The organism is Mediterranea sp. An20 (genome assembly GCF_002160055.1).
Taxonomy (GTDB): domain Bacteria; phylum Bacteroidota; class Bacteroidia; order Bacteroidales; family Bacteroidaceae; genus Bacteroides; species Bacteroides avicola.
In genome coordinates this window covers 77,465-102,620 of the sequence record NZ_NFJV01000013.1, presented here as the reverse complement: position 1 = coordinate 102,620, position 25,156 = coordinate 77,465, and the positions used below count along the sequence as shown (strand labels likewise).

Genomic DNA, 25,156 nt, shown 5'->3' with positions numbered 1-25,156 from the left:
AAGACTTGTACAAATAAAAATCCGCCAGTGACCCATAGGCTACTGACGGATTTTTATTTGGGATATACAATAAGATATTTATTTCTTCTCCGGAGTATAACGCGCATTCAAACCATCAAGGATTTCCTGCGTGATGTTATAAGCATCGTTGGCATACAGCAAATTATCAAAACCTGTATTGCTGATGATAAAGTCGTATCCTTTATCCTTGTTGTATTCTTTTAAGAAGTTATTGATAGAATCACGAAGCTGAATGCTGTTTTTCTCGTTCTCGCTCATCAGTTCCGATTGCAGCTTATTGCTCAGATTCTGCAAGTCTTGTTCCAGTTTGGCAATACGGTTGTATTCCTGCTGGGCTCTTTCGGGAGACAGATAGGCGTTGTTCTGAACCTTAGTCTGGAACTCCTGCTTCTGCTTATCCAAATCACTGGCTTTTTGATTCAAGGTCAGACGGACATTCTCACTCTTCTTCACCATAGCTTCATTCAAGTCTATACAGAACTTATACTTGCTCAAAAGCGTATCTACTTCCACATAAGCAATCTTTAAACCCGAAACACCATCGGCAGAAGCTGCGACAGCAGTAGTCTGCTGACCGGAATTTCCACCGCATTGAGAAAACAAAACGATAAGCGCCAAAGCAGCCAGACCGTTTACAAGATAGTTCAATCTCTTCATAATGTCAGACAATATTATTTTTAGTTTAATTAAATTCCTTGTTTTTTTCAGTTATGCAAACTTTTCTCCACTTCTTCCAAAGAAAAAGAACGCTTCCGGCGTGCTTCACGGTCTTGAGACTGCACACACCCGATACCCTTATCACGCAAAGCCTTATTACCACTCACGTGCATATTGGGAAACTTTCCACCTTTTACAAAAAAGACCTTTACACCCAATAATAGCACACAAATAGCAACTATTAACAATGTTATCAGTATTGTATCAAGCATTTCATTTAAATTTGCGGGTGCAAAGATAGAGGTTTGCACGAACTACACCACTATTTTTACCATAAAAAAGAAATACAAGAATAAAATAGATAATCATTTTGACTATATTTAACAATAAAACATTCATAAACCACCTAACACGGGAAATATGGAAAAGAAAGATTTGAAACCGACCGGGGTTTTCCGGTATTTCGAAGAGATTTGTCAAGTGCCGCGGCCTTCTAAACATGAAGAAAAAATAATAGCTTACCTGCAAGATTTCGGAAGAGAACATCATCTGGAAACTTTGACAGACGAAGCAGGAAACGTACTGATTAAGAAACCAGCCACACCGGGGATGGAACAATGCAAAACCGTAGCTCTGCAAGCTCATGTAGATATGGTGTGCGAAAAGAATCACGATGTACAGCACGATTTTATGGCAGACCCCATTGTAACTGTCATAGAAGGCAATTGGATGAAGGCTCAAGGAACGACCTTGGGAGCAGATAACGGAATTGGCGTGGCCACTGCGTTAGCCATTTTGTCTGATGACAGCATCGAACATGGTCCGCTGGAATGTCTGTTCACTGTAGATGAAGAAACGGGACTGACAGGAGCATTTGCGCTGAAAGAAGGTTTTCTGCATGCCGACATTTTGCTGAATCTGGATTCGGAAGACGAAGGCGAACTGTTTATCGGTTGTGCAGGCGGTGTAGATTCGGTAGGCGAATTTGCTTATCAAGAGATAGATGTACCGCAAGGATATTTCTATGCCAAAGTGCAAGTCAAAGGTCTGACAGGAGGACACTCCGGAGGTGACATTCACTTGGGACGCGCCAATGCTAACAAACTGCTGACCCGCTTTCTGAGCCAGACTTACCGGCAACACGACATGTACCTCTGCCAAATAAATGGCGGCAACCTGCGCAACGCTATCCCGCGAGAGGCTTATGCGGTTATTGCAGTACCCGAAGCGGACAAACACGCTCTTCGTGCCGAACTCAATATCTTTGCTGCCGAAGTAGAAGCAGAGTATGCTGTTACCGACCCTGACATGCAGATTGTTCTTGAGTCAGAACAGGTATCTTCCCATGCCATAGACCGAGACACTGCCAAACGCCTCATCCAGGCACTTTACGCCATACCTCATGGTGTATATGCCATGAGCCAGGACATCCCCGGCTTAGTGGAAACGTCGACCAATCTGGCTTCCGTAAAAATGAAGCCAGACCATATCATCCGCATCGAAACCAGTCAACGCAGTTCTACTGCATCGTCCAAGCAGGATATAGCCAACATGGTACGCACCGTCTTCGACCTGGCAGGCGCCAGCATTTCCCACAGTGACGGCTATCCGGGATGGAAACCGAACACACACTCTGAAATACTGGAAATCGCTACAGAATCATATAAACGCTTGTTTGGCACAGAAGCCAAAGTCAAAGCCATTCATGCCGGACTGGAATGCGGCCTGTTCCTTGACAAATATCCTTCGCTGGACATGATTTCGTTCGGTCCCACCTTGCAAGGTGTCCACTCGCCCGACGAATGTATGGACATCCTCAGCGTAGAACGTTTCTGGGAACACCTGCTGGATATTTTAAAGCACATACCACATAAAAAATAACTGTATAGGTGAAACGACACTGCTTACTATTTGTCATTCTTGTAGCCTGCCTCCTAACGGGGCAGGCACAAGAAATGCGGGACACAGTGACATTTCACGTCATGAGTTATAATGTAGAGAATCTGTTTGACTGTCAAGATGATTCTCTGAAAAAAGACGAAGAGTTTCTGCCGAATGCCACACGCCGTTGGAATTACTTCAAGTATAAAAAGAAACTGGACAACATTGCCCGTGTCATTGTTGCTGTAGGCGGATGGACTCCTCCGGCTCTTGTAGCATTGTGCGAAGTGGAGAATGACACTGTACTTACAGACCTTACACGCTATTCAGCTTTGCGCGAAAGCGGTTACCGCTATCTCATCACTTCATCACCGGACGAAAGAGGCATTAATGTAGCCCTACTCTACCAACGAGGTCTGTTCAAGCCGCTCTTCCAACAAAATCTATATGTAGAAAAAGCCCACAAGAATAACCGCCCTACACGGGATATCCTACACGTGGGAGGATTGTTGTTGAACCGCGATACGCTGGACGTACTGGTAGCCCATTTCCCGTCCCGCTCCGGAGGAGCCAAACTTTCGGCTCCCTACCGGAAAAAAGCGGCAGAACGACTCAAAAGAACAACCGACAGTCTTTTTCAGATACGCCGCCACCCACAAATCATTATTATGGGAGACTTCAACGACTATCCACACAGTCCCTCCGTCCGCGTTACATTGCAAGCCGAAGCTCCTCCGGCACAACCGGAGAAACAACGTCTTTATCATCTGCTGGCACGAAAAGCCTCCGCACAGAAGCATAGAGGCACTTACAAATACCAAGGTGCCTGGCAGTGGCTGGACCACATCATCGTGTCGGGCACATTGCTACAACCGGATGCACCTCTGCAAACATCAGAAAGACAAGCCAATGTTTTTACTGCTCCTTTCCTGCTGACAGATGACATAAAATTTGGAGGAATGCAACCTTTCCGTACTTACTACGGCATGAAATACCAAGGTGGATTCAGCGACCACCTACCGGTTTATACCGAGTTCCGCCTCATATATTAACCCCTCAACAACCAATATGCATTACGATTACAAAAAACAGCTTCACAGTTTCGGTTATGCCTGGCAAGGCATCCGTGGCTGTATAGGCAAAGAACAAAACCTGAGTTTTCATCTGATAACTTCCCTGGCGGTAATCATTGCCGGCATAGGATTCGATATATCCCGCAATGAATGGATAGCTGTCATACTATGCATCGGTCTCGTCATAGCAGCCGAACTATTTAATACCGCTATCGAACGGCTGGTGGACTTCGTTTCGCCGCAACGGCATCCTATAGCAGGTCAGGTAAAAGACATCGCCGCCGGAGCAGTATTAGTATGCGCTCTGGCGGCGATTGCCGTAGGATTAATTATTTTTGTGCCTTACCTGACCCGCATCTTCCTGTAATAGATACGGGTAATAAGGAAAAACACCAGTACACCCGACAGGAGCAACAGAAGCGGCCACCAGATGCTCGTATCTGCATCCCATGACAAAGTGCCGGTCTGTATACCAAACAGCAATCCGGCATCCATCCACAAATGAAAAGTCATATTACCAGTGGCACGCTGGCAGTGATGGGACAATTTAACAAACATCCGAACCAACAGAGGTGACAACACAGCAAGAAGCAATAAACCCGCTATCCCCCAAGGAACGGAAACTGCCAACCAGCCGCACGCAAAAGAGACAACTCCTACGTTGACAGCCGGAAGCAACGCCCGCCCCAATAAATAACGGTCTGTACTGCATACAGGCAAACCAATAGGAGCGCGAAATGGCACATAGATAAACGATGCCGACGCCAAACCGACAATGCCTGCTATGACCGGCCACATCCAATTATAAGAATCAGCACCAGGCATCCACAGACCGCCCATGATTCCGGTTGCCATGCCCAACCCGCAGACCAGAGAATATACCATGTTGGCCTTCGTGCGATGTCCTGAATGCACCACATCAATGCTGAGTGTGATGCCTGCCGATGAAGCCAATCCGAAACACATGCCCTGCAATAATGCCAGGAGTGAGAACTGCTGGGACGTAAGCACATGCGCATATCCCCAAGCCACCACTAGCAAGCCCAGAAACGGATAAGTCAAAATATGTTTGCGGCGAAACTTATCGGCCAGCCAGGCATGAAAAGGACCGACAATAAGCATCCCCATAGCAAAAGGGAAACAAATATCACCTGCCCATCCCGAATGATGAACAGTCACAGACACAATCACTGCATATACCAAAACATACAACAGGAAGCCTGCCGCACAAGTCAGTACATAATTGCGGTTGCACAGCGACCGGTTATCAATACTGTTCTTTTTCATTGGGGAAGTCAGAAGTCTTCACATCAGAGATATAACGGCTGATGGCATCGGTCATCACCGTATGCAGATCGGCATAACGGCGCAAGAAACGTGGACGGAACCCATTGTTCATGCCCAGCATATCCTGAACAACCAGCACCTGACCGTCTACATCCCCTCCTGCCCCGATGCCTATAACAGGAATATTCAGTTCGTGTGCCACACGACCAGCCAGTGCAGCGGGAATCTTCTCCAGCACCAGACCAAAACAGCCGGCTTCTTCCAGCAAATGGGCATCACGCACCAGCTTGTCTGCTTCAGCCTCATCTTTGGCGCGGACGGTATAAGTGCCATATCTGTTGATGCTCTGCGGCATCAGGCCCAAGTGTCCCATAACCGGGATGCCCGCACTGATAATACGCTTCACTGTACCAATGATTTCCTCACCGCCTTCCATCTTCAAGGCATCGGCATGACTTTCCTTCATGATACGGATGGCAGAAGCGAGTCCTTCCAGTTCATTGCCTTGATAAGAGCCAAAAGGCATATCTACCACCACCATGGCACGCTTTACGCCACGCACCACACTTTTAGCATGATAAATCATTTGGTCGAGCGTGATAGGCAGCGTCGTCACATTGCCAGCCATAACGTTGGAGGCAGAATCGCCCACCAGGATAACATCCATCCCGGCACCGTCCACAATCTGTGCCATCGTATAATCATACGAGGTCAGCATAGATATTTTTTCGCCCCTCTGCTTCATCTCTACGAGGCGATGGGTAGTCACTTTACGAGTATCTTCAGAAATATATCCAGCCATAAGTTAATGGTTAATGATTAATGGTTAATGATTAATGGTTAATGAGTTAATATAGCGTTCATATCTGCGTATGTGAAATGGCAGAAGTCGTCCAGCACGTGATGACACAACGGAGCAATGGCTTCCCGAGAATTGGTTGTGGCTAAACCTATGACTGTAGCGTCTGAAGCCATGCCCGCCTTCAGGCCATTAAAGGAATCCTCGAATATACAGGTTGAAGAAGCGTCAACGCCAAAGAGACGCATACCCAACAGATAACAGTCCGGATCGGGTTTAGAGTGACGGAACATTTCAGCTGTAAGAATGCGGTCAAACAAGGTAGGAATCTCGGGACGTTGCCGATAAACGGCAGCCATCTTCCGGGCATTCGAGCTGGTGACGATAGCGGTGCGCACATCATGGCAGCGCAAGTCTTCCAGAAAGTCCAGTACACCTGGCACATAATCATAGGTCATCTGTTGCTCGAAGCGGTTCAACTCGTCGGTCAGCCGGCGCTGCGTGTCAGAATCGGGAAAGAATTTGTCAAAGAGGTAGACAAGCGTTTGCCCTTTCACACAGTCGCCAAAAGCGGGATCGCCCAGATAGTCGGCTCCCACCCGGTTCCAGAAACGGCTGTATTGCCCTTCGGTATCCACTATCACGCCGTCGAAGTCGAAGAGGACGGCCTTGCATATTGCGGTAGTCGTATCCATACTTAAATCTTATTGTCGCGCGTTAATTCGGGCACAAAGGTCTGAAATCTATCTGAGAGATGCAAGATATTTCGTACCTTTGCACGGTTTTTTGTCCCACATCAAGCTTACACATTATTATATATAACGATATGAACCAGAACAATCCTCATCTTATGGGCACGGAGCCCATCGGCAAGTTGTTGCTGCAATACTCCATTCCGGCCATTATCGGTATGACCATTGTGTCGCTTTACAACATTATCGACAGCATCTTTATCGGTCACGGCGTAGGTCCGATGGCTATTGCAGGCTTAGCCATCACCTTTCCATTGATGAACCTGACGGCAGCTTTCGGCAACTTAGTGTCGGCTGGAGGCTCGACCATCTCATCTATCCGATTAGGGCAGCGAGACATGGTAGGCGTGAACAAGGTGCTGGGCAACACCCTGTTGCTGTGTATCGTCAATTCCATATTCTTTGGAGGACTGACGTTTATCTTCCTGGACGAGATCCTGCGCTTTTTCGGAGCCAGTGCCGAGACACTGCCCTATGCCCGCGACTTCATGCAAATTATCCTGGCAGGAACACCTTTTGCCTACGTTATGATTGGGCTGAACTATGTCATGCGTGCTACAGGTCACCCCAAGAAAGCCATGCTGACCTCGATGACCAGCGTGCTGGTCAACGTCATGTTGGCTCCCCTGTTTATCTTCCAATTCGGATGGGGCATCCGCGGAGCAGCCTTAGCCACTATCTGCGCACAATTTATCGGAATGTTATGGGTGCTGAACCACTTTTTAAACAAGAAAAGCGACATTCGCCTGCAACGTCCTTACCTGCGGCTGGAGCGTCGCATTGTGGGTAGCATTTTCTCCATCGGCATGTCGCCTTTCTTAATGAACATTACGGCCTGTGTCATTGTCATCATCATCAACAACAGCCTGCGGAACCATGGAGGCGACATGGCCATCGGTGCCTACGGCATTATCAACCGCCTGCTGATGCTTTATCTGATGATTGTCATGGGGCTGACAATGGGCATGCAACCTATCATCGGCTACAACTTCGGCGCGCGCAAGCCTGAACGTGTCAAGCAAACGTTACGCCTGGCCATCATATCTGGAGTCTGCATCACCACCAGTGGCTTCCTTATCTGTGAGTTGTTTCCCCATGCAGTATCAGCCATTTTCACTTCCGACGACCACCTTATCGGTATGGCTGCCCACGGATTGCGCATCTGCGTGGCCATGTTCCCGGTCATCGGAGCGCAGATTGTCATCGGCAACTTCTTCCAGAACATCGGCATGGCCAAAACCAGCCTGTTCATGTCGCTGACTCGCCAGCTCATATTCCTTCTGCCGGGTCTGCTTCTGTTCCCTACAATCTGGGGACTTGATGGTGTGTGGATGAGCCTGCCGGTAAGTGACCTGCTGGCATTCCTGACTGCCGTGGCGGCCTTGTGGTGGTACATCAGGAAGCAGAAACAGACGCAGGTATCAGGGACATGAAGCCAAATGACAGAACAATACAAAATGGAAGCATAACTGCGATATTTACAGAAGATTTTGTATCTTTGTCCCGTACTACTAACTTTTAATATCTAAATGTTATGAACGTAGAAAGTATTGGTATCAATTCAGGCATCGTCTGGCGCCAGTTGGCCAGCGAACACCGCAAGTGGGAATATGCGGAAGTAAAGGAAGCCACAGGACTTGCCGACCGCGACATGAACGCTGCCATCGGCTGGCTGGCACGCGAAGGGAAAATTCAAATTGAGGAAAGTAAGGTAGGACGAAAGACCATCATTTACCTTACGCTGTGTGATTACTTTGGTTAAACAACTCTTGAAAAGTTGCAGAAAAGGGGAAGCATCCGTCAACGGTGCCTCCCCTTTCTTATTTATACAAGCCTATTCGCTCTTGATGCTCTCTACCGGATTCTCATTGGCTATATGCCAGGCCTTGACGCACACCAGGCAAAGGATAAGCAAAAGCAAGCCGACAGCCAGCAAGACATAAGACATCCCCCCTATCGGCACTACATCCTGAAACTGGCGACACCACACTTGCCCCGCCAGGTAAGCACCACCCATCCCCAGCAACACAGACGGGAAAGCCATCCACCATACTTCACGCGACAGCAGCCAGAGAATGTCCGTTGTCTCCGCACCGTTCACCTTGCGGATGGCAATCTCTTTGGAGCGCAGGCGAATTTCGTCATTCACGTAACTGGTCACACCGAGCAAGATGATAAAGAGAATGGTGATGGAAGCCATCAGCGTGACGTTGCGGAAAATACGCACCGGCTCGGCATATTTCAGCATCATGGTTGTCATGGACTTAAAGACAAGTTCCGTCTGGGGATAGATACGCCCCATGTCTTCGTTCAGACGACGCAGGTTGTCATCGAAAGGGGCTTTCAGACGGACGGAAAGGGTGCTGCCCACGCCCTCCTGCCACTCTATCATCACCGGCACGTCATCGTCCGGCGAACCGGGGAAGGCGAAGCTGTCCAACAGACCGACCACCGTGCCATAGTCGTTCACCGGCTTGCCGATGGGGCTGTCCGTCCAGCCCATCTTCCGGCAGAAAGGAAGATTCACCAGCAGTTGGCGGTCGCCCGTCAGGTTATGCCCCTCTTTCAGTTTCAAGCCGATAAGGGGCAGGTAGTCGGCATCAAACCAGGTATTGCGCGGCGTAAACATCGCGTTGCCCTGAGCATCCGTTATGCCTCGGTTGCTGCCGAAACCCAGCATGGTCTGATTCGACGAGGCCACAGCTTCCACGTATGGCAAGTGGCGCAACTGCGTCAGTAGCTGGTCGCCGTCCAAATCGCGGTTCCAGACAAAGGCTACCCTTTCGGGATTCCAGCCACGGTCACGGCTCACCATGTGTACATACTGCATTGCCACCACCAGCATCATGCCCAGGATAAATGCGGCTCCTGCAAACTGTACCACCAATAGGACACGTTTCCATCCGCGCCGACCGGAGGTGTAACGGCGGAACACCTGCGTCACCGGAATGCGGGCAAACAACACCGCAGGCAGACAGCCGCCCAACAAGAACAACACTGCCACAGCCGCCAACGGCGCATAAAGGTTGTTCCAGGCAAAAAGCTCGGCCAACGGCATACCCGCCATTTCCTCCATCAACCCCGGCAGCAGGACCACGCAACCGGTAGCCAACAGCAGAGCGGCCAACACCACGACCGCCGTTTCCAACAGGAACTGGCAGAAGATGTTGCCCATGTCTGCCCCGCTGCACTTGTGTACGGCCACAGTCTTAGCCCGTCGGGTGAGCGACGAAACGGATGCCAGCACATAGTTCAACGCCGTGACCAACAACAACACTACGCCCAGCAGGGACATGATGGCCACCCGGCGGCGCACATCGGGCTGGGAGATGTGGAGATCACGCACGGGCACCAAACGCGCACTGATGTCGAGTCCTGCATCAGCAGGGATGTAGCGGCTCAGGGCAGCCGTCAGCCGTTCATTCAGCCAGGCGGCATCCTCCTTCGAGCGTAAGCGGACATAGCCCATATAGTTGCCACCGGAATTCCATCCCTGGCTCCACTGGGTATGCTTCCAGATGCTGGGAAAAGACACGACAGCCTCCAACCCCCTTTCGTAGAGGGGCAGGGAGTTGTTGAGGGGCACGTCGCGGAAGATACCTTTGACCGTCAGCGTGACATCGCTCCAGATGAAGTCGTAGGTCACCGTCTGCCCGATGGGGTCTTCATCACCAAACAGCCGGCGCGCGCCGGATTCGGAGAGGAAGAGCACATCAGGATTGCCCAATTCCTGCGGATTGCCGCGCAGCACGTCCAGCCCCATCACGGAGAAAAAGAGCGTGTCGCCCATCAGCGTGCCCAACTTCACCTGCCGTTCGCCTATCCGGTAATCGTTTGTAAGACTCACGGCAGGCATCACAGTGGCTCCCGTCACACGGTCGGGATAAAGTTCGGCAATCGTGCCCGGCACGGCATGAAGAACTACCTCGGCTTCCAGCCCCGGCTTTCCGTCTATAATCCAAGTGTTTTTTATCAGATACAGCTTGTCAGCCTCCCGAAAACAACTGTCGTAGCTGAGTTCAAAGGCTATGCGGGCAAAAAGGAACACGGACATCAACAGACCGGCAGCCAAAGAAACCACCGTAATGAAGCTGGACGAACGCCCCCGACGAAAAGTCTGTAAAGTATAATATAAGTGTCTCATTTTCTATGAATCATGTCTTTTAAATATATCGGTGACTATTCGCTCTTGATGCTCTTCACCGGATTTTCATTGGCGATGCGCCAGGCTCTCAGCACCACGATACAGACAATGATGGCCAACAGCAGCAACGCCAGCCCGGCAAAATGCAACACACTGATATTGACCTGCCCGGCACATACCAGGCCACCACCGGATGTTGGTTATTCAGTATAGTAATATTCCTAAGCTCCCCCTTCGGGGGGAGTTGAGGGGACTACATATTCTTCGTATTCGCCACCACGCTTCCGTCGAACAGGTGCACCGTGCGATGGGCAAAGGAAGCATCGTGCTGAGAGTGTGTCACCATGACAATAGTCGTGCCTTCCTTATTCAGTTCGGTCAGGAGGTTCATCACCTCGGCGCCGTTCTTCGAATCGAGGTTACCTGTCGGCTCGTCCGCTAAGATTAGCTTGGGATTGGTGACCACGGCGCGGGCGATGGCCACACGCTGCTGCTGACCGCCACTGAGTTGCTGCGGGAAATGCTTGGCGCGATGACCGATGTTCATACGGCGCAGGATGTTGTTCACCATCTCCTTCCGTTCGGCAGACTTGATGCCGAGGTAGGTCAGAGGCAGTTCAACATTCTCGAAGACGTTGAGTTCGTCAATCAGGTTGAAGCTCTGGAAGACGAAGCCCAACTTGCCCTTGCGGACGCGGGTGCGCTCTTTCTCCTTGAGTTGCGCCACCTCCTGGCCCAGGAGTTTATAACTGCCTTCGGTAGGATTGTCCAGCAAGCCGAGGATGTTCAACAGGGTGGACTTGCCGCAGCCCGAGGGACCCATGATGGCGACGAACTCGCCTTCGTTCACTTCGAGGTTGACGTGGTTGAGGGCCACGGTTTCTACTTCCGATGTGCGGAATACTTTGCTGATGTTATTAATCTGAATCATAAGGATGGTTATTTTAAATGATGAATGAAATACATGTGGTTGTAACACGTTGTAAAGTGAGGAATGTTACAGTGTAACACAGCCATTGTTACACTGTAACAAAGCCATTGTTACGTCGTAACATAACCATTGTTACAGCTTTTACTCGCTTTTCAGGCTCAAGACGGGATTCTCGTTGGCAATGTGCCACGTGCGCCACAGCACGCAGCCCAGGATGACCAGCAGGTTGACGATGGCCACGAGCACATAGACTGCCCATCCGGCAGAGACACGGGCAGAGAAGATGTCCATCCACAACCCGTTGACGTAGGCCGAGGCGCACACACCGACCACCACCGCCGGCACAGCCACCCAGAGGATGTCGCGGCCCAGCAGTTCGAGGATGCCCGTAGCCTCCGCTCCGTTGACCTTGCGGATGGCAATCTCCTTGGAACGGCGCTGCACTTCGTCGGCCGTATAGCCCAGCAAGCCCATCAGCATCACTAAGAACATGACCAAGGCGGCCACCATCATGGCGTTGCGCAGGACGCGGACGGGATTGTACAAGTCGGCCACCTTTGCTTCCAACGAGTAGACATCAACGGTCCGTCCGGGAAAGGCATCGGCCAGAGCCTGCTGCAACTTCAGCAGGTTGTCGCCGAAAGGTTCTTTCAGTTTAAAGGCAAAGATACCGTAGGGATAGTACATGTAATAGCCTATGAAGGGCATGGGCTCCAAATAGAACCCTCCTATCTGGAAATCCTTCAGCAGGCCGACCACCGTGTTGTTCGACCCATCGTTCAGTTGCCTTCCCACGACCTTGTCGCCCCAGTGCATCATCTTTGCCAATGTCTCATTCACCAGTACTTCACCCCCGGTACGAGGCATACGCCCCTCCAAGAGCGTCATGCCCATAACGTTGGCATAATCCTCCGGCCAGGCATCGTAGCGCGAGGAAAACAAGGGCTGCCCGGCTTCGTTATTGACCATGGTACCGCTATATCCATCCACCGGTGTGGAAGTGCCGGAATAGGTCATGGCTTCCACATAAGGCATATTCAGGAACTGGGCCTTCACTTGATCGCCCACTTCTTTATTAATGCCAATCCAGCTGGTCACTGCCACGCGGGCGGGACTGAAACCCATGTCTTTGTTCATTACATAGCTATATTGCGCCGCCACCATCCACATCACGCCGCAGATGAAGGCCACCCCGGCAAACTGCACGAACAGCAGCGGACGCTTCCACCCCTTCTTGCCCTCGGTATATCGGCGGAACACCTGCGTCACCGGAATGCGGGCAAACAGCTGCCCCGGCAGCACGCCGCCAATCAAGAAAAGTAACACCACCGTCCCGACAGGCACCCAAAGACGGTTGCCCGTAAAGAGATTGGCCAGCCGTGTGGCAGCCGTGTCCTCCACAAAGTCCTGAAAGGCAAAGAGCAGGAATACCATAACCACCAAGGCCAGACCGATGATGAGGGTTGTCTCTGCCAGAAACATCCCGAAGATACCTGCGCTGCTGGCCCCATTGCACTTCTGCACGCCCACGGCCTTAGCCCGGCGCGACAATGACGAGATGGAGATAAGAGCATAGTTCAGTGCGGCGATGAAGAGAATGGAGAAGCCCATCACCAGCAGGATGACCTTGGAACGGCTCACTGAGTCGTAGCCCCGATAGGTATCACGCAAAGGAGCTATCTTGGCTGTGTAGCCAAATTTCTTGTCTTCCTCAGGGCGGTATTTGTCCACCATCGCTCCTAAGCGGCTGTTCAGTGTCTCGGCATCCACACCCGGCTTCAGGCGAATGTATTGAAGGTAAGAATCGCCCCCTCTCCACGAGTAATTGGCCACCTCTGCCGCCCACGATGGAGGCAGAGAGATGACGGCATCGGCCTTCACGGTAGTGTTGTCCGGCAGGTCGGCGTAGGTGCCGCGCACGGTCAAATCACGCTCGTGATTATAGCTGACGACCTTGCCAATGGGATTTTCACCGCCAAACATCTTCTCCGCCAGCGTTTCGCTCAGGTAAACGATATTGGGCTGCTGGAGGTCCTTCACAGGATTGCCGCTCAACACCTCGATGCCCATGGTACGGAAAAAGAGCGAGTCGGCGGCAATCTTCGTCTCGTTGAAACGGGTGTTGCCATAATACAGCGGCGAAGAAGCCATCCAGCGGCTGGTGCACGTGGCCGATTCTACCTGTTCGGGAAAGCTCTCCAGGATGCCGCCCGCCACAGGACCGCAGTTCTGTTGCTGCCAGTCCAGCTTCTCGCCCTTCACCGTAAACTGGCTCCACACCTGATAGAGGCGGTCGGTGTCGGGAAAACACGTATCGTAACTCTGCTCGAAAGCCACGCGGGCAAAGAGCAGGATGCTCATCGTCAGCCCCAGTCCGAGGGAGACGACCTTCAACAGATTGCTCCCCTTGGAGTGAAGCAGGGTCTGAATGACGTAATGCAGTTGTTTCATATCGTTGTGCTTATTATCAGTTTCTTCTCTTTAGCTAATGCCAAAACCATGCCAAACTTTTATCTGTCTGATAAACAGGGAAGATATGATAAATGACGCCTGCACAGAGTGTCTAATAATTAGACAGTAGTGTCAAATAATTAGACACCTTCAACCGGATAAGGAACGACGCAAAAGAAGAAGCTCCTGATACAGGTTTCAGCCAAAAGTCCTATATTTGCAAGGAAATAAAACCACATCTGGCATGAAGAAAAACGGAAACATACTTATAGTGGACGATAACCGCAACGTGCTGACCGCCCTGCAATTATTACTGAAGCCCTACTTCAACCGCATAGAGTTGTTGCCCTCACCCGTCACGCTGCCCTCAGTCTTGCGCGAGACAGAATGGAACGTGCTGCTGCTCGACATGAACTTCACCTCGGGCATCAACAACGGTAACGAGGGGCTTTATTGGCTGCACGAGGTGTTGCGCCTGCGCCCCAAGCTGCCCGTAGTGCTCTTTACAGCCTACGCCGATATCGACTTGGCGGTAAGGGGCATCAAAGAGGGGGCCACAGACTTTGTAGTGAAGCCTTGGGACAACCAGAAGCTGACTGACACCCTGCTGAAAGCTGCCGCCCCGGCCCGTAGCCGCCAAGAGGAACGCCCGGCAGAAACGCCCGACATGTATTGGGGAGAAAGCAGTGCCATGCTGCAACTGCGCAAGATGGTGGAAAAAGTTGCCGCCACCGATGCCAACGTGCTCATCACCGGCGAAAACGGTACAGGAAAGGAAATGCTGGCCCGCGAACTGCACCGCCTCTCGCAACGGGACGGGCATCCGATGGTAACGGTAGACATGGGAGCCGTGACGGAAACGTTGTTCGAAAGCGAACTGTTCGGCCACGTGAAAGGGGCTTTTACCGACGCCCGCGCCGACCGCCCGGGCAAGTTCGAAGCAGCAGACCACGGCACGCTCTTCCTCGACGAGATAGGTAACCTGCCTTACCACCTACAGGCAAAACTGCTTACCGCCCTCCAACGCCGTAGCATTGTCCGCGTAGGCAGCAACACGCCCATTCCCGTAGACATCCGGCTTATCTGCGCCACCAACCGAAACCTGCCCGCCCTGGTGCAGCGGGGCGAGTTCCGCGAAGACCTGCTCTACCGCATCAATACCATCCACTTGGAGATTCCACCACTTCGCGAACGTCCGCAAGACATTCTGCCCTTGGCCGAAAAGTTTATCGTCCGTTTTGCCCAAAAATACGACAAAGGAGAACTGCACCTGACGGAAGAGGCACGCGGAAAACTGTCACGCCACCCGTGGAAAGGAAACATCCGGGAACTGGAGCACGCCATCGAAAAGGCTGTTATCATAGGCGATGGCCCCACCCTGCCCGCCGAGGTGTTCCAACTGCAACAAACCGGAGAAACGGTCGATGAAGCAGCTCCTGCTTCCACCCTCGAAGAGATGGAGCGGCAAATGATTCGCAAAGCCCTTGCCACGTGCTCGGGAAACCTCTCGGCCGTAGCTGCCCAACTGGACATCACACGCCAGACCCTCTACAACAAAATGAAGAAATACGGCTTATGAACCAAACAACCCGTACCCAGATAACCTATACCGCCCTGCTTCTTGTGGCAACCCTCCTGACAGGTGGAGCATGGACCCTCGTCATCTTGCACGCCGACATCCATCTGCCACTCTTAACCACCCCTTTGCCTTGGGCAATCGGGCTGACGGCTACCTTGCCTCTGCTGATTGGCAAACTGTACAGGACGCAACGGCAGTATGACCGCCAGGTGCTCTTCCTGCTCGATGCCGTGGAGAATAACGACTATTCCATCCGCTTCCCCGAAGATGACCGCAACAACCATGCCTATTTTGTCAACAGTGCATTGAACCGCATTGTACACCTATTATATAATGTAAAGAAAGAAACCGTCCAACAAGAGAAATACTACGAACTGATACTGGAATGTATACACACCGGAATCGTGGTGCTGAACGACAAAGGGGCCGTTTACCAAAAAAACAGTGAAGCCCTACGTCTGCTGGGCCTTGAGGTCTTTACCCATATCAGACAGTTGGAACGCATCGACCCCACACTCACCAACCGCTTCGCAACTTGTCGGACGGGCGAGACAATGCAGATACCCTTGCACAACGAACGCGGGGCGTTCAACCTGCTGGTGCGTGTCAGCGACATCACCCTGCACAACGAACACTTGCGCATACTGACACTTAATGACATCAATGACGAACTGGACGAGAAGGAAATAGACTCGTGGATACAGCTCACCCGGGTGCTGACGCATGAAATCATGAACAGCGTTACCCCTATCACCTCGCTGAGCGACACACTGCTCACTCTCACCTCGCAAGGAGCGCCCCGCGAAGAAATAAGCAACGGACTACAAACCATCAGTGCCACCGGCAAGGGGTTGCTGGCATTCGTCGAAACCTACCGCAAGTTCACCCACATTCCCTCCCCCGTACCCACCTTGTTCTATGTGAAAGGGTTTCTCTATCGTATGATCCAACTGGCCCGCCACCAGCATCCCGACGTGCACATCGTTTTCGACACCGAAGTGTCACCCGGTGACCTCATCCTGCATGCCGACGAAAACCTTATCGGACAAGTCATGACCAACCTGCTGAAAAACGCCATACAGGCTATCGGAACCGATCCCGACCTATGCAAAGAAGGACGCATCTCCATCCGAAGCTACTGCGACGAATCGGAGGCGGTCATCATCGAGGTCAGCAACAATGGTCCCGCCATACCGCCTGAAGTGGCCGAACAGATTTTTATCCCTTTCTTCACTACCAAAGAAGACGGAAGCGGCATCGGACTGAGCATCTCCAGACAAATTATGCGACTCTCCGGAGGCAGTCTCACACTCATGACGGGCCAGCCCACCACCTTCCGGCTGAAGTTTGATTGACATCTCCACAGAGGTGTAACTCCCTTACACAACCATATTTCCGCCCAATCGCATAAAAATATAGACCTAATCATAAGGGAAGAACCACAAATTAGCCCTATCTTTGCGCCCAAATACATCAAACTTACTCAGTAAACAACAGATATGGAACGAGCAGCCACCTTTATTGACTACATAGAACAAAGCATTATCAGCAACTGGGACCGCAATGCCCTGACTGACTACAAGGGAATCACCTTGCAATACAAAGACGTGGCACGGAAGATAGCCAAGTTTCATATCGTACTGGAAAGTGCCGGTATCCAGCCAGGCGACAAGATAGCCGTGTGCGGACGAAACAGCGCTCACTGGGCTGTGACCTTTTTGGCTACTGTAACCTACGGTGCCGTCATCGTACCTATCCTGCACGAATTCAAGGCCGATAACATACACCACATCGTCAACCACTCCGAAGCGAAGCTACTCTTTGTAGGAGCCCGTGCTTGGGAAGCGTTAGACGAATCGGCCATGCCCTTTCTGGAAGGCATCGTAGTACTGGAGGATTTCGAACCGGTGGTATGCCGCAATGAACAATTACTGGAAGCATTCGAAAACCGGAATGCCCGTTATGGTGCCCGCTATCCCAAGAAATTCCGCCCCGAAGACATCAATTACCGCGAGGAGAAGTCACCTGATGAGCTGGCTGTTATCAACTACACCTCTGGCACCACGGGTTACTCTAAGGGAGTCATGCTTCCCTACCGCAGTCTGTGGAGCAATGTGGACTATTGCCGTGAAATGCTGCGTATCCGTCCTGGCGACCACATCGTATCAATGCTCCCACTAGGACACGTATTCGGTATGGTCTATGACTTTCTCTACGGTTTCTCTGCTGGTGCACACTTGTATTTCCTTACTCGGATGCCCTCACCGAAAATCATTGCCCAATCGTTTGCAGAAATACGTCCGCGCGTCATCTCGTGCGTGCCTCTCATCGTAGAGAAAATCATCAAGAAAAATATCCTGCCACGAGTAGACAACACCATCGGCAAACTACTGCTCCGCGTACCCATCGTCAATGACAAGATAAAAGCTTCCGCCCGCAAAGAAGCCATGGAGATATTCGGCGGACAGTTCGACGAAATCATCATCGGGGGAGCACCTTTCAATGCTGATGTTGAGCGCTTCCTCAAGCAGATAGGCTTTCCCTATACCATTGCCTATGGCATGACTGAGTGTGGTCCCATCATCTGCTCCAGCCGGTGGGAAACTCTGAAACAGGCATCATGCGGAAAAGCAGCCGCCCGTATGGAGGTAAGAATTGACTCTCCAGACCCCGCTCACGTGGCCGGCGAAATCATCTGCCGAGGTACTAATACCATGCTGGGATATTACAAGAATCCGGAAGCCACCGCCCAAATCATTGATGTCAACGGCTGGCTGCACACGGGTGACCTGGCCACAATGGACGACGAAGGCTATGTCACCGTTCGCGGACGAAGCAAGAACATGCTGCTTACCGCCAGCGGACAGAACATATACCCCGAAGAAATTGAGAGCAAGCTAAACAACATGCCCTACGTAGCCGAATCGCTCATCGTGCTGCAAAACGACAAGCTAGTGGCCCTCATTTATCCTGACTTCGACGAAGCCTTTGCCAAGGGCCTCCAGGTGGAAGATATTACCACAGCCATGGAAACTAACCGCGTTGAGCTGAATCAGCAACTTCCATCCTACTCACAAATCTCCAAAGTGAAGATACATTTCGAGGAATTTGAGAAGACGGCAAAGAAGAGCATCAAACGCTTCATGTACCAGGAAGCAAAAGGATAAGTAGTTCCAATAGCTTAAAAAGCTATAATATTCAGTACTGAGTATCTAAGTCAGATTCCCTGATACAACTTCAGCCCGAAACGGGGAGCCATGGCCAGCAGATGGTCGAAAATATCCGACTGAATGCGTTCGTATTCTTTCCACGCTTTGACGCGCGAAAAGAAATATACACGGATGGGCAAGCCATGTTCCGTAGGCTCTTTCTGTGCAATGATAAGGTCGAGATCCTGATTGACTACGGGAAGACTCATCAGATATCGTTCTATGTAGACGCGATACACTTGTGAATTGGTGGGTTGTCCGTCAGGCTGATAATCGGCCATAAGAGGGATGTCTTTCCGAATCTGCTCCAACTCATCAGTCGTGCAGAAACGCAAGGTATCCAAGTCCAACCAGATACGTTTGTCTACACGGCGTCCGCCACTCTCCTGCATGCCACGCCAGTTCTGGAAAGTACTGTTCACCATTGTGTAGGGAGGAATGGTCGTAATGGTATTGTCCCAGTTCTGAATCTTCACTGTATTCAGGGTTATCTCCTGCACAATACCATCGGCTGTTCCGTTGGGCAAAGTCACCCAGTCGCCAATACGCAACATATCATTAGCCGAAAGTTGCACACCCGACACGAACCCTAATATACTATCCTTGAATACCAACATCAGCACTGCCGCAGAAGCACCCAAACCAGCAAAGAGTGTCACAGGCGACTTGTCTATCAGTGTGGCTACAATCAAAATTCCTCCCAAAAAGAAAAGAATTACCTGAAACACCTGTACCAGCCCGCGAATAGGATGGTTTTTGCGTATCTCCTTCGAATTATAGATGTCCAGCCCGACAAGGAGCAGAGCATTCAAAGTAAGCAGTATAGCTGCAATGATATAGACAGCACAGACCCGTTGCGAGAAATCCAGCATTCCCTTGCCCTTGACAAATGCCAAAGGCAACAGCAGATAAATAATGACACCCGGAACCACATGCAACAGATGATGCACAACCTTACGTTCTACCAACAAAGTATTCCAGCGCCGGGGGAACCGACGCGTATAACGCTTGATGCCTCCCACCACAATCGCCTGGAAGAAATAATTCAAACCGATGGCCAGCAAAATAATAAGAGCTGCCACTACAAATTCATCCAACATATCGGCGTATTCGGGCGAGAAACCCCAAGAAATGAGCAAGTCGTTCATCCAACCGCCCAACGTACCGATGTCTCGTATATTTTCCATAATTCAAATAGTTTTATATGCTTGTGATAACACGCCAAAGCCACAAGTTGTTCGCCCCAAAATCAAAACCTTTCATCCGAAGTGCCCATCAGAAGGCGGCATACACCAATATCCCGGCTACAGTCAGCATACACACGGCCATAGGCACCCATAGCTCCTTGAACTGTCTGGGACGACGATAACGTCCCCATCTGACCAGCACCCCATACATCAATGCAGCTCCACACAAACCGATCAGGGCTCCAGCCAGTAAGTCGCCCGGATAATGCACTCCAAGATAAGCACGCGAATAACAAGTCAGCACAGCCCAAGCCACCATCAGCCAAGTAAAACCTTTCCGACGGATGAGGAACATCAGATAAAAGGCCAATCCAAATGTATTGGCTGCATGGCATGACGGGAAACCATACCGCCCTCCCCGGTAGCCGTTGACTAAATGCACATATTCCGAAATGGGATTGTCCAGATTAGACGGCCTGAGGCGTTCCACCCACGGACGGATGAGAGAAGCACCTACCTGATCGGCAAACACAATGGTCAAAGCCACTCCTACGAGACACATCAAAGCCACCTTCCACTGAAGATTGCGGAAAAGTACATACACCAAAGCCACATACATCGGCACCCAAATCAGCTTGCCACTATACGTGTACATAAACGTATCAAAGAAAGGGCTGTGCCATCCATTGATTGCTAACAAAAATGAAGTATCCCAATCCTTTAGCAGTTGTAAAAAGTCTGTCATCTTATCATCTTTTAGTTATATCGTCATAAAGTTTCTGCAAATAAGCCATGGCTTCCACTAACGTCCGCTCGGGCCAGTTTCCCTGCATAGTAACGGGTATTTCCGCACTAATATCATAAACTGCACAAGACGTATCGGTCAGCATCCCCAACATCCCCGGAAAAGTAAAATAGGCAAAATGGGGAGCTTGCGGATTAAGCATATCCTTGCTGAAAACAAACTGCCCGTGAGGTAACCCCAACTGAGCCAGCAAGGTAGCAGCGAGGTCATGCTGCGAGCCATAGGTGTCGATGCGGGAAGTGCGTTGTACCGCCCCTCCCAGCCACAACATAGGAATGCGATAGCGTTCTTCACTGAAATTACTCAAAACCTCAGGATACCCTCCCTGATGGTCTGAAACCAGCACCACAAGTGTATTCTTCCATTGGGGCAAGTTACGGAACTGACGGATAAAATCACCCACACAACTGTCTGTATAGGCAAAAGCATTCAGACGGTCGTTAGACAGACGGCGATAGGGCACTTCAAAAGGCTCGTGACTGCTCGATGTCTGGAGCACACGGAAGAATGGTCTCTCCGAAGGAAAGGAATCAGCGCGAAGGTCGTCCAACAACCGACGAAAAACAATATGGTCATGCGCTCCCCACTTGCCTAAACGTTCGGCAGACGGGAAATCACTATCACACACAAGGTTCTCAAAGCCCGAAGACATCAAATAGAAACGCATATTAGCAAAATCGACATCGCCGCCATAATAATAGCATGTGGCATATCCTTCTTCTTTCAGCACGCCAACTATAGCCGGCAGCGACTGTGTCTTACGGGAAAATTTCAGGATGCTGGTAGTTGGCTGTGCCGGATAACCGCTAAGCAAAGAGACCAATCCCCGGTCGGTACGAAAGCTATTGGCATACAAATGGGTAAACAACACCCCTTCGTCAGCTAACGAATCAAGGCAAGGGGTCGCATTGCCCTTACCTCCCAGCGTTGACATGAGATGTGAAGAGAAACTTTCTAAAACAATAAATAGAATGTCAGGACGGGATGTGTTCAAAAGAGCATGCAGGCTATCTGGGACAGCAACGGAAGTCGAAGCGGCTTTAACCTGAGGGTCCAGCAAAGTGGCAAACAGATTATCGGCATCTGCGGGTTGAAGGAAACGGTATTGTGCAGAAAAATTTGTCTGCTCAGACACTGATTCCAGCAAGCTGAACGCCGGATTGACGGCAGCATGATTCAACTGCCGGTTGGTACTGAAATAAGCTTTTCCTATATTTATTGCTGACGACGTGAATCCACCCCGAATGGGAACAAACAAACATACTGTAAGAAACAACATCACCATAGAAACCCGCACACGGCGGAAAGGTACCTTCAGCCGGTCCAGCGGACGATATGTAACCACATATAGCAAAATGTATATCAACACTGTAGTCACAGCCATCAACAGAAAACCTAATGCCGCCATCCAACCACTTGTACTGGCTACTGCAACTTTCGGCGAAGAGAAGAAATAGAAAAAGGGGGTTGTATCCAAGCGGAATCCCCAATATTCATAAAGAACCAAATCTGTCACGAATACAACTCCAAGAAGCAAAGACACCACCCACAAATATATCTGCCAGACCATGCGCAGCCATCGGGCCTGAGTCCATGCAGAAACAACGAGCAAGGAGCCGGGCAAAACCGTAAGATACCCTGCCACACAAAGATCGAGCGGCAAACCATACCATAGCACGCGTAGCCAATCTGCCCACGGGCAATCGGCATATAGCGCATTATAAAACAGCATGAATAGCGGCTTCTGTATGACAAAAAGACAAACAAATAACCCGTAAGTTTTGATTAAGCAGCCTATTCTTTCTCTCATTGCGTGAGTTCATTTGATAAAATTCTCCGCAAAAGTAGTTTTTTTTATGAGGAAAAAAAACTTTCAATCAGATAAGAAACTGTTCTTACAGTATTTTTTATTCCAAGTCATTGACTATAAGCCGGCACCCCTGCCCGCTTCGTTGCCCCATATTCCGCACAATGAAATTACCTCAAACGGATGAACGGGAATCCTACCCACACAAGCAGTCTCAATAAGCAATCCATTGCCAAGCTATCAGCAATCCATTGCTAAGCGATAACCAATCCACTGCCAAGCCATCAGCAGCAGAGTGGTAATATATTAGTAATAGCATATTGATTATCAACAAAATATGAATCAATCCTTATCCTGGCAAGCCGTGAGTAGATTTACCGCAATTCCCCTTCTACACTTATCCGTTACAGAGCCCCCAAAAGCACATGGAGAATTTTACTTGAACCGCGAAGTATCCACCCCTTCCCTTTTCTTCTCCTGATAGCCGCCAAACTTCCAGGCAAAGGAGAGGCCCACCGAGCGGAAGCATGAATAATCGTTCGTCACCCATTGGCGGCCATAGCGTATCTGCGGGTCGATGCCGGCCGTCTGGAAAATGTCTTTGCACCAGGCCGTGAGGATGCAGTTGCCCCCGGCAAAGGCATAACGCAGGCCAAGGTCGAGATTGCCGCTGGTGGGCAGGTCGTAGATGCCCTGTATGGCCCCGGTCTGGCAGAAGCCGTTAAGCGTCAGGCGAAGGTCGGGCTTGACTGGCAGCTTGAAGGTAGCGTTCAGCACGGCGACACCCGCCAATGTACGGCGGTCGAAGGGCAGGTCGTAGAAGTCGGAGTCCTTGTCGCGCAGCCACATGCCCACCAGGGTGAGGCGCGAGTCGAGCCACTGGCCGACCTTGAAGGGGACTGAGACCTGCACGACTGCCTGTTGCCGGAAGTCGAAGTTCAGAGACTTGTATATCTCCAGCAACTTCTCCGGCGACTGGTAGAGGGTCTGCATGGACATGTCCTTGTTGTGGTCGAACCAGAAAGAGAAAACGTACTTCGACTTCAAGATGTAGCTCAGCGAAAGTTGGTAGTCTTTCTCGGGCTTCAGCAGCGGGTTGCCCTGTATCTCGGAGTATCCGCCGCCCAGGTAGGACACGGCGTCCTGCACTTCCCAGTAGGACGGATAGCTCTTGTCGCTGCTGAAGGACAGTTGCAGGATGTGCCCCGGCTTGGGCAGGTAAGTCACATTCAGCACGGGATAGACATCCCACTCATCCCACACGGGCGTCTTGTAGCACTCACCCGCCAGCGAGAAGTCCAGCATCCACTTCTGCCCGAAGCTCTTGTTGAACCCGGCATAGAGGTTGAGCGTCTGCTCCCTGCGGCGCGACCGCATGTCCGGCGGCAACACGGATTCTTCATTCTTCATTCTCAATTCTTCATTATAATAGTACTGGTACGAGTTGTCCACGCTCGTGGTGTATGTCGCCCCGTAGTTCAGTCCCCATCCGTTCTTCAGCGCATGTTCTTGCGCAAGGAAGAACTTCCAGGCATTGATGCGCTGCTTGTCCGTGGTGTAGAAGTCCATGCGGGCGCCCTCCATCTCGCTGTGGAGGAGTTGGTCGCCGGGGGCTTGATACCACGTGAACTCCGCGCCTGCCTTCAGCCCGATGGGCGCCTCGTAATCCAGACGGCCGTTGTGCAGCCACGAAGTCTGCGTACTCAGGTTGGTGGCCGTCTGCGTGCCCGTGGTGTGCTGGCGGGTATGGCTGGTGGCGTATGCACCGTTGTAGACGAAGGAGAGGGCGTGGTCTTTCCCGATGTCGTAGTCCGCCCCCAGCCGGAAATTGTGCGTATGGCTCCGGCCGCGCATCACCTCGTGGTTCTCGATGAGGTGCGTCTCGTCCGTGGCCTCCTGCCAGTGGCGCGCCTCCTTGTCGGTGGTGTTGAAGCCCTTGCCGTGGTCGTGCGAGTAAAGAAGGTCGAGAGAGAATCGTCCACCATTATATAAGAAGGAGGCGCGCTCCTGGAAGCTGGCCTCGTGGCTCTGGTCGTACTTGCCGTAGACTTCGCCCTGCACCGTGCCGGGGTCGCCGATGCGATGGCGCAGCCGCACGTCAATCATCGCGCCGCGCACCTGGTAACGCGCCGGGGCGTTGAACATCACGTCCACCTGCTCCACACGGTCGGCGGGCATCGACCGGAGGAGGGCGTAGAGCTGCTCCGTGCTCATGTTCGTCACCTTGCCATCCAGGACGACGGTAACACTGCGCGCACCGAGGGTCAGCGAGCCGTTCATCTCCACCACGCCGGGCAACTGCTTCAGGGCATCGTAGATATTGTCCACGGGTTTGCCCTCGATGAGGCGCGGTAGGTCATACTCCAGCTTCCCGGCCTTGGCCCGCACCACGGGACGCTCGCCCGTCACCATCACCTCGGGCAGCGTCTGCACCAGGCTGTCCGCCCAGAGGCTGTCCGTCTTCACTTCTTGCGCATCCAGCATTTGCACGCATAGCATGGCAAATGCCCATAGAGTCATTCGTTTCATACTTATCCTCATTTTAGTTCTATTTTTCCACATTAGCCTAAAAA

At 51.2% G+C, this 25,156-nt stretch carries 20 protein-coding genes; 8 read left to right on the top strand and 12 right to left on the bottom strand.

Translation table 11 applies throughout. From position 1 onward, the window contains the following. Positions 1 to 78: 78 nt before the first annotated feature. Together B5F34_RS09320 and B5F34_RS09315 are read right to left on the bottom strand one after the other, a co-directional pair. On the bottom strand, positions 79 to 678 hold the full coding sequence (locus B5F34_RS09320; protein ID WP_087337793.1) for an OmpH family outer membrane protein: 600 nt from the start codon (positions 676 to 678) through the stop codon (positions 79 to 81). Between the two features lie 47 nt (positions 679 to 725). Further along, positions 726 to 950, bottom strand: coding sequence for a hypothetical protein (locus tag B5F34_RS09315; RefSeq protein WP_087337839.1), 225 nt, complete (start codon positions 948 to 950; stop codon positions 726 to 728). A 148-nt stretch (positions 951 to 1,098) separates the two neighbouring features. Between B5F34_RS09315 and B5F34_RS09310 the strand changes: the two genes are divergently transcribed. The 3 genes from B5F34_RS09310 to B5F34_RS09300 all read left to right on the top strand — a co-directional run bounded on the left by B5F34_RS09310 (position 1,099) and on the right by B5F34_RS09300 (position 3,999). Beyond that, positions 1,099 to 2,559 carry an aminoacyl-histidine dipeptidase gene (locus B5F34_RS09310; RefSeq protein WP_087337790.1) on the top strand — a complete coding sequence of 487 codons (1,461 nt, stop codon included), beginning with the start codon at positions 1,099 to 1,101 and terminating at the stop codon, positions 2,557 to 2,559. Positions 2,560 to 2,633: 74 nt separating this feature from the next. Then, the gene (locus tag B5F34_RS09305) at positions 2,634 to 3,611 is read left to right on the top strand and encodes an endonuclease/exonuclease/phosphatase family protein (RefSeq protein WP_162609311.1); all 978 of its coding nucleotides are present in this window, start codon (positions 2,634 to 2,636) and stop codon (positions 3,609 to 3,611) included. A gap of 16 nt (positions 3,612 to 3,627) precedes the next feature. Next, positions 3,628 to 3,999, top strand: coding sequence for a diacylglycerol kinase family protein (locus tag B5F34_RS09300; protein ID WP_087337783.1), 372 nt, complete (start codon positions 3,628 to 3,630; stop codon positions 3,997 to 3,999). On the opposite strand, the gene B5F34_RS09295 is transcribed toward B5F34_RS09300, so the two are convergent. The 3 genes from B5F34_RS09295 to B5F34_RS09285 are packed head-to-tail and all read right to left on the bottom strand — an operon-like array spanning position 3,975 to position 6,413. Further along, on the bottom strand, positions 3,975 to 4,919 hold the full coding sequence (locus tag B5F34_RS09295; protein ID WP_087337780.1) for a hypothetical protein: 945 nt from the start codon (positions 4,917 to 4,919) through the stop codon (positions 3,975 to 3,977). The two genes, B5F34_RS09300 and B5F34_RS09295, sit on opposite strands and share 25 nt — an antisense overlap. Continuing rightward, positions 4,900 to 5,721, bottom strand: coding sequence for a 3-methyl-2-oxobutanoate hydroxymethyltransferase (gene panB, locus B5F34_RS09290; RefSeq protein ID WP_087337777.1), 822 nt, complete (start codon positions 5,719 to 5,721; stop codon positions 4,900 to 4,902). The genes B5F34_RS09295 and panB overlap by 20 nt, the downstream gene beginning before the upstream one ends. Positions 5,722 to 5,759: 38 nt before the next feature. Further along, entirely contained in the window at positions 5,760 to 6,413 is a 654-nt protein-coding gene (locus B5F34_RS09285; protein WP_087337775.1) for an HAD family hydrolase, read from the bottom strand. Between the two features lie 131 nt (positions 6,414 to 6,544). On the opposite strand from B5F34_RS09285, the gene B5F34_RS09280 reads away from it, so the two are divergent. Further along, entirely contained in the window at positions 6,545 to 7,903 is a 1,359-nt protein-coding gene (locus tag B5F34_RS09280; protein ID WP_087337772.1) for an MATE family efflux transporter, read from the top strand. 101 nt (positions 7,904 to 8,004) lie between these two features. Then, positions 8,005 to 8,232: a winged helix-turn-helix domain-containing protein gene (locus B5F34_RS09275; RefSeq protein WP_087337769.1), complete on the top strand. Its 228-nt coding sequence runs from the start codon at positions 8,005 to 8,007 to the stop codon at positions 8,230 to 8,232. Between the two features lie 72 nt (positions 8,233 to 8,304). On the opposite strand, the gene B5F34_RS09270 is transcribed toward B5F34_RS09275, so the two are convergent. From B5F34_RS09270 to B5F34_RS09260, 3 genes are all read right to left on the bottom strand, one after another. After that, positions 8,305 to 10,614 carry an FtsX-like permease family protein gene (locus B5F34_RS09270; RefSeq protein ID WP_087337766.1) on the bottom strand — a complete coding sequence of 770 codons (2,310 nt, stop codon included), beginning with the start codon at positions 10,612 to 10,614 and terminating at the stop codon, positions 8,305 to 8,307. Positions 10,615 to 10,867: 253 nt separating this feature from the next. After that, entirely contained in the window at positions 10,868 to 11,545 is a 678-nt protein-coding gene (locus B5F34_RS09265; RefSeq protein WP_087337763.1) for an ABC transporter ATP-binding protein, read from the bottom strand. Positions 11,546 to 11,686: 141 nt separating this feature from the next. Next, positions 11,687 to 13,996: an ABC transporter permease gene (locus tag B5F34_RS09260; protein WP_087337760.1), complete on the bottom strand. Its 2,310-nt coding sequence runs from the start codon at positions 13,994 to 13,996 to the stop codon at positions 11,687 to 11,689. Between the two features lie 244 nt (positions 13,997 to 14,240). Here B5F34_RS09260 and B5F34_RS09255 point away from each other — a divergent pair, with 244 nt between their 5' ends. From B5F34_RS09255 to B5F34_RS09245, 3 genes are all read left to right on the top strand, one after another. Next, positions 14,241 to 15,575, top strand: coding sequence for a sigma-54 dependent transcriptional regulator (locus B5F34_RS09255; RefSeq protein WP_087337757.1), 1,335 nt, complete (start codon positions 14,241 to 14,243; stop codon positions 15,573 to 15,575). Beyond that, complete coding sequence (locus B5F34_RS09250) at positions 15,572 to 16,930, top strand: ATP-binding protein (RefSeq protein WP_087337754.1); 1,359 nt, start codon at positions 15,572 to 15,574, stop codon at positions 16,928 to 16,930. Before B5F34_RS09255 ends, B5F34_RS09250 begins: the two co-directional genes overlap by 4 nt. A 144-nt stretch (positions 16,931 to 17,074) precedes the next feature. Then, a complete protein-coding gene (locus B5F34_RS09245) occupies positions 17,075 to 18,742 on the top strand; it encodes a long-chain fatty acid--CoA ligase (RefSeq protein ID WP_087337751.1) in 1,668 nt (555 codons plus the stop codon). Positions 18,743 to 18,792: 50 nt separating this feature from the next. Here the strand turns inward: B5F34_RS09245 and B5F34_RS09240 are convergent, their stop codons facing one another. The 4 genes from B5F34_RS09240 to B5F34_RS09225 all read right to left on the bottom strand — a co-directional run bounded on the left by B5F34_RS09240 (position 18,793) and on the right by B5F34_RS09225 (position 25,067). Continuing rightward, complete coding sequence (locus tag B5F34_RS09240; protein ID WP_204245593.1) at positions 18,793 to 19,953, bottom strand: mechanosensitive ion channel domain-containing protein; 1,161 nt, start codon at positions 19,951 to 19,953, stop codon at positions 18,793 to 18,795. Between the two features lie 106 nt (positions 19,954 to 20,059). Further along, entirely contained in the window at positions 20,060 to 20,716 is a 657-nt protein-coding gene (locus tag B5F34_RS09235) for a phosphatase PAP2 family protein (protein WP_087337748.1), read from the bottom strand. 4 nt (positions 20,717 to 20,720) lie between these two features. Then, positions 20,721 to 22,586 carry an alkaline phosphatase family protein gene (locus tag B5F34_RS09230; protein WP_087337745.1) on the bottom strand — a complete coding sequence of 622 codons (1,866 nt, stop codon included), beginning with the start codon at positions 22,584 to 22,586 and terminating at the stop codon, positions 20,721 to 20,723. Between the two features lie 432 nt (positions 22,587 to 23,018). After that, positions 23,019 to 25,067: a TonB-dependent receptor gene (locus B5F34_RS09225; protein ID WP_239448904.1), complete on the bottom strand. Its 2,049-nt coding sequence runs from the start codon at positions 25,065 to 25,067 to the stop codon at positions 23,019 to 23,021. Between the last annotated feature and the right edge of the window lie 89 nt (positions 25,068 to 25,156).